At 65.2% G+C, this 14,944-nt stretch carries 14 protein-coding genes and 1 other RNA gene; 6 read left to right on the forward strand and 9 right to left on the reverse strand.

The window, feature by feature from the left end; genetic code table 11:
• From H6955_06035 to rsmI, 7 genes are all read right to left on the reverse strand, one after another.
• Nucleotides 1–1,494 carry a UDP-N-acetylmuramoyl-L-alanyl-D-glutamate--2,6-diaminopimelate ligase gene (locus tag H6955_06035; GenBank protein MCP5313095.1) on the reverse strand — a complete coding sequence of 498 codons (1,494 nt, stop codon included), beginning with the start codon at nt 1,492–1,494 and terminating at the stop codon, nt 1–3.
• A gap of 26 nt (nt 1,495–1,520) precedes the next feature.
• A complete protein-coding gene (locus H6955_06040) occupies nt 1,521–3,281 on the reverse strand; it encodes a penicillin-binding protein 2 (GenBank protein MCP5313096.1) in 1,761 nt (586 codons plus the stop codon).
• Nucleotides 3,282–3,551: a cell division protein FtsL gene (gene ftsL, locus H6955_06045; protein MCP5313097.1), complete on the reverse strand. Its 270-nt coding sequence runs from the start codon at nt 3,549–3,551 to the stop codon at nt 3,282–3,284.
• A complete protein-coding gene (gene rsmH / locus H6955_06050) occupies nt 3,548–4,549 on the reverse strand; it encodes a 16S rRNA (cytosine(1402)-N(4))-methyltransferase RsmH (protein ID MCP5313098.1) in 1,002 nt (333 codons plus the stop codon). Before rsmH ends, ftsL begins: the two co-directional genes overlap by 4 nt.
• Complete coding sequence (mraZ, locus tag H6955_06055) at nt 4,483–4,947, reverse strand: division/cell wall cluster transcriptional repressor MraZ (protein ID MCP5313099.1); 465 nt, start codon at nt 4,945–4,947, stop codon at nt 4,483–4,485. Before mraZ ends, rsmH begins: the two co-directional genes overlap by 67 nt.
• Nucleotides 4,948–5,286: 339 nt before the next feature.
• Nucleotides 5,287–5,656: RNase P RNA component class A (gene rnpB / locus H6955_06060), an RNA gene on the reverse strand.
• Nucleotides 5,657–5,698: 42 nt separating this feature from the next.
• Complete coding sequence (gene rsmI / locus H6955_06065; GenBank protein MCP5313100.1) at nt 5,699–6,577, reverse strand: 16S rRNA (cytidine(1402)-2'-O)-methyltransferase; 879 nt, start codon at nt 6,575–6,577, stop codon at nt 5,699–5,701.
• Between the two features lie 21 nt (nt 6,578–6,598).
• Between rsmI and H6955_06070 the strand changes: the two genes are divergently transcribed.
• From H6955_06070 to nhaD, 6 genes are all read left to right on the forward strand, one after another.
• A complete protein-coding gene (locus H6955_06070) occupies nt 6,599–8,542 on the forward strand; it encodes a penicillin-binding protein activator (protein ID MCP5313101.1) in 1,944 nt (647 codons plus the stop codon).
• Nucleotides 8,542–8,889, forward strand: coding sequence for a YraN family protein (locus H6955_06075; protein ID MCP5313102.1), 348 nt, complete (start codon nt 8,542–8,544; stop codon nt 8,887–8,889). The genes H6955_06070 and H6955_06075 overlap by 1 nt, the downstream gene beginning before the upstream one ends.
• A 64-nt stretch (nt 8,890–8,953) precedes the next feature.
• Nucleotides 8,954–9,541 (forward strand): SIS domain-containing protein, encoded by a 588-nt coding sequence (locus H6955_06080; GenBank protein ID MCP5313103.1) that lies wholly within the window; start codon nt 8,954–8,956, stop codon nt 9,539–9,541.
• Nucleotides 9,542–9,547: 6 nt separating this feature from the next.
• On the forward strand, nt 9,548–10,141 hold the full coding sequence (locus H6955_06085) for a BON domain-containing protein (protein ID MCP5313104.1): 594 nt from the start codon (nt 9,548–9,550) through the stop codon (nt 10,139–10,141).
• On the forward strand, nt 10,122–11,540 hold the full coding sequence (locus H6955_06090; GenBank protein ID MCP5313105.1) for an FAD-binding protein: 1,419 nt from the start codon (nt 10,122–10,124) through the stop codon (nt 11,538–11,540). Before H6955_06085 ends, H6955_06090 begins: the two co-directional genes overlap by 20 nt.
• A 95-nt stretch (nt 11,541–11,635) precedes the next feature.
• Nucleotides 11,636–13,057, forward strand: a complete 1,422-nt coding sequence (gene nhaD / locus H6955_06095; GenBank protein MCP5313106.1) for a sodium:proton antiporter NhaD — start codon at nt 11,636–11,638, stop codon at nt 13,055–13,057.
• Nucleotides 13,058–13,123: 66 nt separating this feature from the next.
• Here nhaD and purE read toward each other — a convergent pair whose 3' ends face one another.
• Together purE and purK are read right to left on the reverse strand one after the other, a co-directional pair.
• Nucleotides 13,124–13,624, reverse strand: a complete 501-nt coding sequence (gene purE, locus H6955_06100; protein ID MCP5313107.1) for a 5-(carboxyamino)imidazole ribonucleotide mutase — start codon at nt 13,622–13,624, stop codon at nt 13,124–13,126.
• On the reverse strand, nt 13,621–14,778 hold the full coding sequence (gene purK, locus H6955_06105; protein ID MCP5313108.1) for a 5-(carboxyamino)imidazole ribonucleotide synthase: 1,158 nt from the start codon (nt 14,776–14,778) through the stop codon (nt 13,621–13,623). Before purK ends, purE begins: the two co-directional genes overlap by 4 nt.
• Nucleotides 14,779–14,944: the final 166 nt, after the last annotated feature.

The following is a 14,944-nucleotide window of genomic DNA, read 5'->3' on the forward strand; positions in this document are numbered from 1 at the left end:
TCACGCCGCACCTCCGTGCAACGCGGTGTGCACCTGCTCGATGTCGCTGAACGGGCGCCGCCGGCCGTCCGTTTCCTGGTAGTCCTCGTGCCCCTTGCCGGCAACCAGCACCAGGTCGTTGGGGCCGGCCGCCGCGATGCTCGTCTGGATCGCGCGTGCCCGGTCGTGTTCCACGAGGATGCCGTCCTGTGCGCTCATCCCCGCGAGGATCTCGTCGACGATCTGTCCAGGCGGCTCCGAACGCGGGTTGTCGTCGGTCAATACCACCCGATCCGCGAGACGTTGCGCGATCTCACCCATCTGCGGCCGCTTGCCACGGTCGCGATCGCCACCACAGCCAAACACACAGATCAGGCGCCCGCTGGTGTGCGCCCGCAGACTGTTCAACACGTTTTCGAGCGCGTCCGGCGTGTGCGCATAGTCGACGACCACGCGCGGTTTGTTCGGCGCCAGAAACACCATCATGCGGCCGGCAACCGGCATCACCTGTTTGAGGGCCGCGACCGCGCTCGCGGGCGGCATGTCCCAGGCCAGCAGCACCGCCAGCGCGAGGGCCAGATTTTCACCGTTGAACCGCCCGAGCAAATGGCTCGACAGCTCGCCCGGCCCCCAGCTCGAATCGAACAGCACCCGCAGACCGTCTGCGCGCGTCTCGATGTCGCGCAGCAACAGGTACCTGTCACCCAGCCGGACCACACCCGAACTGCTGCCGACCGCTATCGTATAGGTACGCTCACGTACCTCTGCGGCCAACCTCGCACCGACCGGGTCGTCGGTATTGATCACCGCGAGGCTCAGGCCGGCACCCCGGAACAGGCGCGCCTTGGCATCCGCATACGCCTGCATGTCACCGTGGTAGTCCTGGTGATCGCGGCTCAGATTGGTGAATACCGCGGTGTGGAACGGCACTCCCGCGACCCGGTCCTGGTGCAGCGCATGGGACGAGACCTCCATCGCCACCGCACGTGCACCGCGCGCGAACAACCCGCCGAGCGTTGCGTGCAGATTGACCGTGTCCAGGGTCGTATGGGTCGACGGCTGCAGTTCGCCCGGGAAACCGTTGCCGACCGTGCCGAGCACCGCAGCCGGCACGCGCGTCGAAAGGGCCTGGGCAAGAAAATGCGTGACGCTGGTTTTGCCATTGGTCCCGGTGACGCCGATCACCCGCATGGCGTGCGCCGCCTGCCCGAAGAATCGCGCAGCGATCTCACCGGCCTGGCGTCGCAGCCCGGGTAGCGCGATCACCGGCACCTCGGTCGACAGACGTGCGATGCGGTCGCGATCCCAGGCACCGCCAGGTTCAGCGATCACCGCCGCGGCACCGCGACGCCGTGCGTCGTCGAAGTGATCCAGGGCATGCCCACGCGACCCCTGAAGCGCCAGCCAGAGGCCGTGCCGCTCGATCTCGCGACTGTCCAGCGCCAGGGAGCCGACGAGCTGATGCCGTGCCCAGTCGATAGCCGACAGGCCGGGCACCAGGTCGGCCAGCAACATGCTCTTCTGGTCGATACGGTGCGGCATCATCTAGCCGCCCCCGCGTGGGCCAGGCGCAGCGCCGGATCGATCCCGCCGTCGGGTTCAATGTTGAGTAGACGCAGTGTCTCGCCCATCACCGCGGAGAACACCGGGCCGGCGACCTGGCCGCCATAGTATTTTTCGCCACGGGGTTCGTTGATGATGACGACCACTGCTATACGCGGTTGACCGGCCGGCGCCATACCGGCGAACAGCGACAGGTAGCGGTCGTCGTTGTAGCCGTTGGCACCAAACTTCTTTACCGTACCGGTCTTGCCGGCGACCCGGTAACCGGGCACGGCAGCTTCCGGTGCGGTGCCATCCGACGAGGCGACCGCCTCGAGCATCCGGCGCACACTGGCGCTGGTCGCCGCACCGAATACCCGCCGACCGGCGGCGGGCGCCTCACGCTTCAGCAGCGTCGCCGGAATCGACACCCCGTCATTGGCGAGCGCAGCATACGCCTGGGCGAGTTGCAGTGCCGTGACCGAGATACCGTAACCGAACGACAAGGTGGCCTGATCGATCCGCGCCCAACGCCGGAAATCGTTCAACTGCCCGGCGACCGCCCCCGGAAACCCGACTGCGGGGCTTTGCCCGAAACCGAGGTGATCCATCACCCGCCACAGCGTCTGCTTGTCCATGGACAATGCGATCTTGCCGGCCCCGACGTTGCTCGAGCGGCTGAGCACGGTCGCGATATCGATCACACCGTTGTTGTGGTGATCCTTGACCTGCGCCGCACCCACATGGAAGTAGCCGGGAGAGGTGTCGATGGTCGAGTCGGCACGGATCACGCCTGCATCCAGTGCCGCAGCGACAGTAAAGGGCTTCATCGTCGAGCCGGGTTCGAACAGGTCGGTCAGCGCGCGGTTGCGCAGTCGCCCACCGCGGTTCGATCGGCTGCCATTCGGGTTGAACGACGGCTGGTTCACCATCGCCAGGATCTCGCCGGAGCGCACATCGAGCATCACCAGCGACCCGGACACGGCACGGTGCCGCTTCACGGCCGCCTTGAGTTCACGGTAGGCAATGAACTGCAGGCGCTGATCGATACTCAGCGCAAGGTGGTCGCCGGCACGCGGACTGCGGATGTTCTCTACGTCGTCGACGACCTGTCGCCGGCCATCACGCAGTACCAGCTTTTCACCGGGCTCGCCGCGCAACTCCTTGTCGAACTGGAGTTCCAGCCCTTCCTGGCCGGCATCCTCGACATCGGTGAATCCGATCACGTGCGCAAACACCTCGCCGGCCGGATAGTAGCGCTTGTATTCACGCTCGACATGCACGCCGCGGATACCGTGCGCCTTGACGACGTCCGTCACATGCGTTGCCTCGGAAGGAGGCACGCGCCGCTTGAGGTAGACGAATTGCCTCCCGGCATACTGCGCCAAACGGCTGCGCAACTGGTCTGGATCCATCCCCAATGCACGTGCCAGCGCCGCTGTCTGCTGTGGATCACCGCCAAGTTCGCGCGGGTTCGCGGCAATGGAATCGACCGGTGTACTGAGCGCCAGGACGTCGCCGCGCCGGTCGGTGATAAGGCCGCGATGCGCCGGCACCTCGACGCGCGCGAGGTAGCGGTCGGCCCCCTCCGACTGGAGGAAGTCCTTTTCCAGGATCTGCTGGTCGACGGCGCGCCAGACCAGCGCAACACCCGCGAACGCGAAAACCGCCAGCACGGTGTAGCGGCGACCGGCATAGCTCGGCAGCGCCTTCTCCTCACGCCGCACCTGACGGGCCCGTTTGTCGCGACGCGCTGCCATCTACTTGACCACCACGACCTGTTCGGCCGTCGGCGCATGCATCTGCAGGCGCTCGCCGGCGATCGTCATCACCCTTCCCAGGGCGCCACTGGTCGCCAGTTCCAACTGCAGACGTCCCCATTCGATGTCAGCCTGGTCCCGCATCGCGCGCGCCTGCTGCAACTCGACGAACAGCGAGCGCGACGCCAGTTTCGCGTACACGACCGAGATACCGCTTACGATTACCGCGACGACCAGGATCACCAGCCAGAACGCCTGTGCGCGGGTCATGCGAGCACCTCGGCGACGCGCAACACCGCACTGCGCGCACGCGGGTTACGTGCGATCTCCGCAGCCGATGCCTGCTGTGATTTGCCGACGACGCGTATCCGCCCGACGGTCTCGACGTGTTGCACCGGCAGGTGCTTCGGCAACCTGGGACCGCGCGCCGCATCGCGCATGAAGCGCTTGACGATGCGGTCTTCGAGCGAGTGAAAACTGATCACCACCAGGCGGGCCCCGCGGGCGAGAACATCCAGGGAATCACGCAGGCACAGCTGCAGGTCCTCGAGTTCACGGTTCAGGAAGATCCGAATCGCCTGGAAGGTGCGCGTGGCCGGGTGCTTGTGGCGCTCTTTGACCGGGCACGCCTGTTCGACCAACTCCGCCAGTTCGCGCGTGCTGCCGATCGGCGCCAGCTGGCGACGCGCCACCAGCGCCCTGGCGATGCGCCGTGCGAAACGCTCCTCGCCGTAAAGGTGCAGCACATCGGCGATCTCGGCCTCGTCGGCATGCGCCAGCCAGTCGGCCGCGCGTCGCCCGCTTGTCTGGTCCATGCGCATGTCGAGCGGACCGTCGCCGAGAAAGCTGAACCCGCGTTGCGGATCGTCGATCTGCGGCGACGACACGCCCAGATCCAGCAACAAACCGTCGACCCGCCCGGTAAGGCCGCGCTCGGCGGCCACTGCGGCCAGTGCGGCGAAGCTGCCGTGCACTATGCTGAAACGATGATCATTGGAGAAACGTTCGCGCGCCACCAACACCGCGTGTTCATCCTTATCGAATGCGAGCAACCGGCCATCCGCGTTGAGTTCGCCCAGGATCCGCGCACTGTGTCCGCCGCGCCCGAAGGTACCGTCGACGTAGATGCCATCGGGGCGGATCTTGAGTGCGGTGACAGCCTCTTCGAGCAGCACCGGTACGTGTTCAGCCGGCGCAGGGCTCACAAGCGGAACCCCTTCAGCTCCTCCGGCAGACCATTCGAACCCGGTGCCACTGCCGTCAACCATTGTTCGCGGTTGCCGCTCCAGACATCGGCATCCCAGATCTCGATCTTGTTTGCCTGGCCGACCAGCGCGACCTTCTTACCCAGGCCCGCGAACTCGCGCTGCTCGGCGGAAAGCAGAATGCGCCCCTGGGCGTCCAGCTCATGCTCGGACGCATAACCCACCATCAGTCGCTGCATCGCGCGGATCATCGGGTGCATGGAGTCGCGCCGCGAGAGCTCGCGCGCGACCTCGAACCATTCGTTTTCGGGGTACAGCAGCAGACAGCGTTCCTTGTCATCCGGGTTGACCGTCACAACCACCCGCGAGGCACAGCACTGCGCCAGCGCATCGCGGTACTTGGCCGGTACCGCCAGGCGCCCCTTGGCGTCGAGATTGAGCGTGCTGACCCCCAAAAACACGGCTGCGCCGTCTCCTCCTTAGCATGGGTGATCGCCCCCCAATTCCCCACGATCTCCCACTTGAAGTGGAATATTAGGTCCCTATCCCCACACGGTCAAGCGCGTTTAGGAGAAAAATGCTTAAACCTCAGTGACTTAGATGCCCGAGAGCAAGGATCGGAAACGGTCAGGAAAACAGGCTCCTAACCGGTCGAGTTAAAGTGAAATATCAAGAATGGCGTGGTTTGCCCGGGTCGCGAAGGAACGTGATTCCCGTCACGGGCGATCGACACGGCAGGCGGGTGCGGCGAACGGCCGGGGCGCCGCCGTCGGGACTTCCCCGGCCTGCATCAAAAAGGGTGTTGGAGTCGGCCGATAAGCCGGGTTCTGTCGAGGACGATCATTCATCTGGGACGCCCGTCTCCGGACGCCTCGTGCGACCTACCCGGAGACACCTGCGGGCCGCAGGTCGCCAGAGGCGCGTCTCCCTATTTGGTCTTGCTCCGGAGGGGGTTTGCCGTGCCGTTTGCGTTGCCGCAAACGCGGTGCGCTCTTACCGCACCCTTTCACCCTTGCCTGGCACCGAAACAGGTCCGGCACCATAGGCGGTTTGCTTTCTGTTGCACTTTCCGTCGACTCGCGTCGCCCAGGCGTTACCTGGCCTCCTGCCCTGTGGAGCCCGGACTTTCCTCCGCCGCCTTACGGCGACCGCGATCGTCTGGCCGACTCCACGTCACACAGTAGGCCAAGCGCACCGCGCGCACAAGCGCACCTAGCCGCCGCTCAATTCGAGCGCGCGTCGGTAAAGTGCATTCTTCTTGCCGCCGGTAAGCCGCGCCGCCAGGCCCGCCGCCTGCCGCACCGGCAGCTCGGCCAGCAGCACGCGCAGCACATCATCAACCTGCAGTCCCGGCGGCACCTCGTCCTGAGGCACACCGGCAATGAGGATCACGATCTCGCCGAGACGCTGGTGTCCGTCGTCCGCGACCCAGCCGGAAAGCTCGGCGAGCGATGCCGCGCGCACGGTCTCGTGCATCTTGGTCAGTTCGCGCGCAAAGACCGCGGGGCGGTCACCTCCGAAGACCTGCTGCATGTCGCGCAGGGTGTCAACGATGCGGTGCGACGACTCGTAGAACACCATGGTCGCACTGGCGTGACGCAGGCGTTCCAGCTGCGCGATCCGGGCGGCCGCGCGGCGCGGTAGAAACCCCTCGAAACAGAACCGGTCGGTCGGCAGTCCGGACACCGACAGCGCCGCGAGCAGGGCGCTCGCCCCGGGCACCGGGATCACCGGAATCGCGTGCGCACGGCACGCCCTGACGAGCGGAAAACCGGGATCGCTGATCAAAGGCGTACCGGCATCGGACACCAGCGCCAACGACTCGCCGGCCTGCAACGAAGACAGTACACGCGATACCGCGTCCAGCTCATTGTGCTCATGCAGCGCGATCATCGGCTTGACGATGCCGTAGTGATCCAAGAGGCGACGGCTGTGCCGCGTGTCTTCGGCGGCGATCCGATCGACACTGCGCAACACCTGGAGCGCACGCAGCGTGACGTCATCGAGGTTACCGATCGGCGTCGCGACGACATACAGCTTACCCGACGTGTTTGACACCTCTAGATGCACCTTTGATACTCGGGTACCCATCCTGATCGCACCCCGTGTTCCATGCAAGCCGCCACCCTGTTCCGCTCCCTCCTGATCCTGTTCTGGCTCGCGCTCGCATTCGGTTGCGCGCAGACGCCGCCGCGCCCGGCCGGCCCGACAGCGTCGGACCCGGACGTGATCCGCGCCGGCGAATTGTTGGCGGCCGGCCAGTACCTGCGTGCGATGGATGCCTATCGCCAGCTGGTCGCGCGCAGCGTCACGCCGCAGCAACGCGCCGGATTCCTGATCAGCGTAGCGGACGCGGCACGTCTCGGCGGCGACTGGGACAGCGTGCGTGCGACCTTGGAGGAACTCGCCGCGTTGCCGCTCGATGCCGACCAGGTGTTGCTACTGCACCTGCTCCAGACCGAGGTATTGCTGCAGGAACGACGCGCTGAAGACGCGCTGGCAGCACTCGGTAACGCGCCACCGGAGACGACGCCGAGCGGTGTACAGATCCGGTATTTCGACGATCTCGCGGCTGCCTACCGGCAGCTCGGCAACCTGCTGGAGACCGCCAATGCGCTGCAGGCCGTCGACGCGCTGCAGAGCGATCCCAACGAGCGCCTGCAGACACAGACCGAGATCCTGCGTTCGCTCGCGCTGTTGAACGAGCAGATATTGACCTCGTTGCAACCTTCCCCGCCGGGAACCGCCGGAGGCTGGATGGAACTGGCGCTGCTGGTCAAGCGGTACGGTCACGAACCGGCCGAACTGAACACACGTTTTGCAGCGTGGCGCCAACAGTTCCCGGACCATCCCGCCCTACCGGAGTTGCTGGTCAGTTATCGCGACCAGTTGCAGGGCCAGATGCAGCAGTTCTCACATATCGCCGTGCTGCTGCCGCAGTCCGGACCGCTGGCCGGGGTCGCGGCAGCGATACGCGACGGGATCGTGATCAGCCTGTTCGAGATCCCGTCGACACGCCGCCCCGAATTGCGCTTCTATGACGCGAGTGACGAGGCCGGGATCTGGCCCTTGTACAACGAAGCCGTGGCCGCGGGCGCCGAAATAGTGATCGGTCCCTTGCAGAAGGAGTCGGTCGCGCAGCTACTGCGCGCCGGCGAACTGCCGGTCCCGGTGCTCGCTTTGAACCAGGTCGAGATCGAGACCAGGCCGACCTCGAACCTGTTCATGTATTCACTGTCGCCGGAGGACGAGGCCCGCCAGGTCGCCGAGCGCATCTGGCTGGACGGCCATCGTCATCCGGTAGTCCTGGTTCCACAGGGCAGCTGGGGCGAACGCGTCGCGACGGCGTTCGAGGCACGCTGGTCGAGTCTCGGCGGGCTTGTCGCAGGTGTGACGCAATACGACGAACAGAGTCACGACTATACCGGTCCGATCACCCAGGTGCTGCAGCTCGACCAGAGCGCCGAACGCCATCGTCAGCTGCAGGGCATACTGGGACGCAAGCTGGAGTTCGAACCCAGCCGCCGCGCCGATGCCGACGCGGTGTTCATGGCGGCACGGCCGGTGCAGGCGCAAGGCATGCGCCCGCAATTGCAGTTCCACCATGCAGCCGATCTGCCGGTATACGCGACATCACACGCTTGGCTGGGCGCGCTGGCACCGAACCAGGTCGAGGACATGAAAGGCATACTGCTGGCCGATATCCCCTGGTTGGTGACCGCCAGCGGCGGCGGCGAGACCGACCGCGCCAGCGTTGCGCAGGTCCTCCCGAACAGCGGCACCGCCTATGCGCGACTGTACGCGATGGGCATGGACGCACTGCGCCTGGTACCGCATCTGCGACGCCTGCAGAGCAGCCGTTACGAGGCCCTGGACGGCAGTACCGGCAGCCTGTACATGGACGAGTTGAACCAGATCCATCGGCAGCTGGTTTGGGTCAGGCTCGACGCCGAACCCGAGATCCTGGGCTTTGCGCCACGCATGGATCTACAGGGCGACGCCCTCTCGGGCGAACCCACGGTCCAGGCGATCGATGGCAGCGTCACCAGACCCTGATGGGAAACACGCAGCAGCGCGGCCGGGATGCCGAGGATCGCGCTGCGGCATTGCTGTCACGACACGGCCTGCGCCTGATGCAGCGCAACTACCGCTGCCGCGGTGGCGAGATCGATCTGGTGATGCGGGACGGCGAACTGCTGGTGTTCGTCGAGGTACGTTTCCGCAACAGCGTCGCATTCGGCGGCGCACTGGTCAGCATCGACCAGCGCAAACGCCGGCGATTGCTCAACGCGGCCAATCATTTCATCGTGAACAGCGGTTGGCAGGGACCGTGCCGCTTCGACGTCGTCGGCTTCGACGGCGACCGCGAGGCACACTGGATCCGCGACGCCTTTCCCGCATGAGATCGACCCGGCGCGTCGGTCGTGCGACACTGTGCACTGTGCTTTCGATCAGCCCAGCTCGTCAGTGAATCCAATCACGCGCGTTGCCAGCATGTTCGCCGAGAGCGCGCAATTGAGCGCAAGCGCCGCCAGTGTGCAGGCCGCGCCGATCGCGCGCGCGGCCAGTCGGATCGTCTCCAGTCTGTTGGGCGGCGGCAAGGTGTTGAGCTGTGGAAACGGCAGCTCCGCTGCCGATGCACAATACTTTGCCGCGCAGATGCAACATCGCTTCGAACGGGAACGGCCAGGGCTACCGGCGATCGCGCTGAACTCCGATGCAGCGATCCTCACCGCGATCGCGCTCGACGACGGCTTCAGCGAAATTTTCAGCAAACAGGTGGGAGCACTGGGACAACCCGGTGACATCCTGCTGACGCTGAGCATCAACGGCACTGCGAGCAACATGGTCGGTGCGATCACGGCCGCGCGGGAGCGACAGATGCGCGTGATCGCGGTCACAGGACGCGACGGCGGCGAGGTCGCCGCGCGCCTCGACGCACAAGATGTCGAGATCCGCACACCCGCGGTGGAAGCGGCGCGGATACTCGAGAATCATCGGCTCGTGATTCATTGCCTGTGTGACCTCATCGATCTTGAACTGATAGGTGGTTAAGCCGAAATGAACGCAAAGAAGTTGTTTGCACGAAATGCATCCATCCTGCTCCTGGCATTCACGCTGTCCGGCTGTGGCGCAGTCGTGGTCGGCGGCGTCGTGACCGGAGCCGCAGTGGTCCATGACCGCCGTACGACCGGCACCCTGGTCGAGGATCAGGAGATTTTCCTCCGCGCTATCACGATCCGCCAGCAGGACGAGGAACTGAAGCGGCTCAGCAACATCAATGTCGACGTCTACAACCTGCAGGTGTTGCTCACCGGACAGGCCGAGAACGCGCAGATCGTCGAGGGTTTCCGTCAGCGCGTCGCGGCCATCCCCAGGGTCAGGACCGTGTTCAACGAGGTGACGATCGGCGCCGAGAACACCTGGGGTGAGGCGACCGCGGACGCCTACCTGACGTCGCGCGTCAAGGTTGCACTGTTCGACGTCGGCATCGAGGGGTTCGACCCGGTGCGGGTCAAGGTGACCAGTTCGCAGGGCACCGTCTACCTGATGGGGCTGCTGAGCGCGCGCGAGGCCGACGCGGTGACCGAGAAGGTACGGTTCGTCAGTGGCGTCAAGCGCGTAGTGAAACTGTTTGAGTACCTCGACCAGTAATCCCGGCGATGCACCGGCCCTGCCGGAGGCCCTGCGCCACGCACTGACCGGTCTGTTCGCGAGCGGCGAGTTGCTGACCGATGCCGGCGATTGTTGGGCCTACGGCTACGACAACAGCCGTCGACAGGCGGTGCCACAGGCGGTCTGCTTCGCCCGCGACGCCGGGCAGATCGCTGCGCTCGTGAAACTCTGTCGGGAACACCGGGTGCCCATCGTGACGCGCGGGCGCGGCACAGGCACCACCGGCGCCACGGTGCCGATGCGCGGCGGCATCGTACTGTCGATGGAACACATGCGTGATCACCTTACGATCGATCCGGCGAATCGCGTCGCCCGGGTGTCGCCCGGATTCACCAACCAGGAACTCCAACGCGCGGCGGCCGAACACGGGTTCTTCTGGCCTCCCGACCCCACCAGTGCCGCAGTCTGCACGATCGGCGGAAATCTCGCGTACAACTCGGCCGGGCCCCGCGCCGTCAAGTACGGGACGCCTCGCGAAAACACGCTAGGCCTCCGTGCCGTCACAGGTCAGGGCGAGCTGTTGAAGACCGGTGGGGCAACCACCAAAGGCGTGGTGGGATATGACCTGACACGGCTCCTGATCGGCTCCGAGGGCACCCTGGCGATCATCACCGAGGCGCTGCTCAAGCTGACCCCGGTCGCCGAGGCAAAACGCACCCTGCAGGCGGTGTACCGCGACATCGGTGCCGCGGCCTCCGCGGTATCGCGCATCATGGCGCAGCCGGTCACGCCTTGTGCGCTGGAATTCATGGACGGTGCGGCCATCGATATGGTGCGCGACGTATCGGAGATCGATCTGCCACACGATGCCGGTGCCTTGCTGATGATCGAGGTCGATGGTCCGCTGCAGGGGATCGCCGCGAGCGTCGCGCAGGTCTCGGACGCGGCGATGGGCGATGGCTGCCTGCGCATCGAGGCCGCCGACAGCGAGGCGGACGTCGCGCGCCTGTGGCGTACTCGCCAGGCACTGTCGCCTGCACTACGCAACATCGCGCCGAAAAAGATCAACGAGGATGTCGTGGTGCCGGTGTCGCAGATCCCGACACTGATCAACGGACTCGCGGCCCTGTCACGCCGATTCGGCATCCCGATCGTCAACTTCGGTCATGCCGGCAACGGCAACATCCACGTCAACCTGCTGATCGATCCCGACGATCCGGCGCAGATGGCAGCCGCCACCCCCTGCCTGGACGAGGTGTTCGACCTGGTACTCTCGCTCGACGGCAGCCTGTCCGGCGAGCACGGCATCGGTTGGGTGAAGCGCGAGTTCGTGGATCGCGAACTGGACGCCGCGCACCTGCGCCTGATGGCAGCGATCAAACGCCAGTTCGATCCCGACAACATCCTCAATCCCGGCGTCGGTATGCCCGACCTTTGAGGGCCCTGTTCAGGGTTGGCGCGGTCGCCCCAAGCCATTAAATATTTGGGCGAATCGGCCGCTGCTGTAACGAGTTTTATGACACGGAGCGCGTGATGACCCTCTGGATGCGATTGTTGGCCACGGTGCCGTTGTTCTTCCCCGGCCTGCTGTGGGCCTCCGGTGCCGGCGACCAGGCACTCGATCTGACGGAGCACTGGGTGGGATACGCCGCCCTGGCCATATTTGGCCTGTCCTATGTGCTGGTGATGGCGGAGGAATTCACCCATCTGCGCAAGTCCAAGCCGGTGATACTGGCGGCGGGGATCATCTGGGCCTTGATCGCCGTGGTCTACCACACCCATGGCATCGACCATGCCGCGGAAAACGCGGTACGGCACAACCTGCTGGAATACGCCGAGCTGATGCTTTTCCTGCTGGTCGCGATGACCTACATCAACGCAATGGACGAACGCCGGGTGTTCGAAGCACTGCGTTCCTGGCTGGTCAAGAAAGGCTTCGGTTTTCGCCAGTTGTTCTGGATCACCGGCCTGCTCGCGTTCTTCATTTCACCGATCGCCGACAACCTGACCACGGCACTGCTGATGTGCGCGGTGGTGCTCGCAGTCGGCGGCGAGAACACCAAGTTCGTGCTGATCGCCTGTATCAACATCGTCGTCGCGGCGAACGCAGGCGGGGCCTTCAGTCCGTTTGGCGATATCACGACGCTGATGGTCTGGCAGAAGCAGATCCAGACGCCCCAGGGGGTGATCGATTTCTGGTCGTTCTTCGCCCTGTTCGTCCCGGCGGTGGTCAATTGGCTGGTGCCGGCGGCGATCATGTCGTTTGCAGTCCCCAACGAGCAGCCACACGGCGGCGGCGACGGAGTCCGAATGCGGCGTGGTGCCAAACGGATCATCGGCCTGTTCCTCTTAACCATCGCGACCGCCGTCGCGTACCACAACTTCATGCACATGCCGCCGGTGATCGGTATGTTGACGGGCCTCGCCTACCTGCAGTTTTTCGGTTACTACCTCAAGAAGACCCACCGTCGCGGCGAACCGGGGGTCGACGAGGACCAGTTCGGCGACCCGGTCGCGTTCGACATCTTCAACAAGGTGGCACGTGCCGAGTGGGACACCTTGCTGTTTTTCTACGGCGTGGTGCTGTGTGTCGGCGGCCTCGGATTCATCGGCTACCTCGCGGTCGCATCGGAGGTGATGTATGTCGACTGGGGTGCGACCAATGCCAACATTGCGGTCGGTGTGCTGTCGGCGATCGTCGACAACATACCTGTGATGTTCGCGGTGCTCACGATGATGCCGGACATGTCCGCAGGCCAGTGGCTGCTGGTCACGCTGACCGCGGGCGTCGGTGGTTCGCTGCTGTCGATCGGGTCGGCCGCCGGAGTCGCCCTGATGGGCCAGGCGCGCGGCAAATACACCTTCTTCGGTCACCTGAAGTGGGCGCCGGTCATTGCATTGGGGTACGCCGCGAGCATCGCGACCCACATGTGGATCAACAGCGGCAGTTTCTGAGCCGGGACACCCGACGCAGCAGGCCGGCCCAGGTCGATACCGCACCCTGCGTCGGGTGACTCGGGGCTATTCCGCCTGTCGATCCGCCATCTGCGCAACCTTGCCCATCACCATCGACTCCAGATCGCGCTTGTATTGTGCGACGCGGTCGAGCAACGCCGGGTCGGCGACGCCCAGGATCTGCGCGGCCAGGATCCCGGCATTCTTCGCGCCGTTGATCGCGACGGTCGCCACCGGCACGCCGGCCGGCATCTGCACGATCGACAGCAACGAATCCTGACCGCTCAAGGCGGATGTCTTCACCGGCACGCCGATCACCGGCAGCTCGGTGAGCGCCGCCGCCATGCCCGGCAGATGCGCAGCGCCGCCCGCTCCGGCGATGATCACACCGATACCGCGTGCCCGCGCCCCTTGTGCATAGTCGTACAGCCGCGCAGGCGTACGGTGCGCGGACACGATCGTCATCTCGTAGGGCACACCGAATTCGTTCAGGATGGAGGCAGCATCCTGCATGACCGGCAGGTCCGAATCGCTGCCCATGATGATACCCACGCGTGGCTGTGTCATAACCGCTTGTCCCCCAGAATCCTGATCTGCTGTTTGACCCGGTGCGCCTTTTCGCACGCGGCGTCGATCGAATCGTCGATCACCGTGATATGGCCCATCTTGCGACCCGGCTTGGTCACCGCCTTGCCGTAAATATGCACACAGACGCCGGGGATCGCGAGGACCGCGGCTAGGCCCGCGATCAGCGGGCGGCCCTGGTAGCCCGGCTCACCGAGCAGGTTCACCATGGTCGCCGGGGTCAGCTGCCGTGTATCGCCCAGCGGCAGGCCGAGGATCGCACGCAGGTGCTGCTCGAACTGGTCGGTGACACAGGCCTCGATCGTATGGTGACCGGAGTTGTGGGTGCGCGGTGCGACCTCGTTGACCAGCAGGTCGCCGTCACGGGTCAGAAACATCTCGATACCGAAGACGCCGATCCCGTCCATCGCCTCGACGGTGCGCACTGCCAATGCCTCGGCGCGACGCGCGGTCTCGGGCGGCACACCGGCCGGTGCGACCAGGAAATCGAGTACGTTGTCTTGCGCATGAAAACGCATCTCCACGGTCGGGTAGGCGCGGCACTCACCGTGCACATTGCGCGCAACCATCACCGCGAGTTCCTTCTCGGCAACCACGAACCGCTCGACGAAGCTCGCGACCGGCAGGTGATCGGCGAAGCCGGTCGCGTCCTGCATCACCACGACGCCCCGACCGTCATAGCCACCACGGCGCGCCTTCTGCACCAACGGATAGCCGAAATCGGCAAATATCGCCGTGTCCGGCGAAGGCGTCGCGACAAACTCGGAGGTCGGTATACCGGCATCGCGCAGAAAGCACTTCTGGCTGTACTTGTCCTGGATGGTCGCGAGCAACTGCGGGCGCGGAAATATCCGGTGCCCTTCGGCCTCGAGTTGGACCAGGGTCTCGGTCTCGATGTCCTCCAATTCGAAGGTGACCACGTCGCATGACTCGGCCAGTTCGCGCACCTTCGCCGGGTCGCTGTAGTCCCCGACGATCTGATGTCCCGCCACCTGGCCGGCCGGTGACCCCTGCAATGGATCCAGCACGACACAGGTGCAGCCGAGCCGTTTCGCGGCCTTGACCAACATTCGCCCGAGTTGGCCACCGCCGATCAGCCCGATGCGCGCCACCGGATAAGGAAAAATGTCGTCCATCGACCTCGCCAGTAATACAAAACGCCTTCGACCCGGGACCACCTGGGTCCCTGGCACTTGAGGTTAAGGATCGTCGCCGCCGGGACAAAGCCGACGGCCGCCGTGTGCGGGACCGGCCTGCCGCACCCCCCTGGGCCGCCGCACTACCGGACGCGAGGGCGCAAGG

It is taken from the genome of Chromatiaceae bacterium, from assembly GCA_024235395.1.
GTDB lineage: Bacteria > Pseudomonadota > Gammaproteobacteria > Chromatiales > Chromatiaceae > Thiosocius.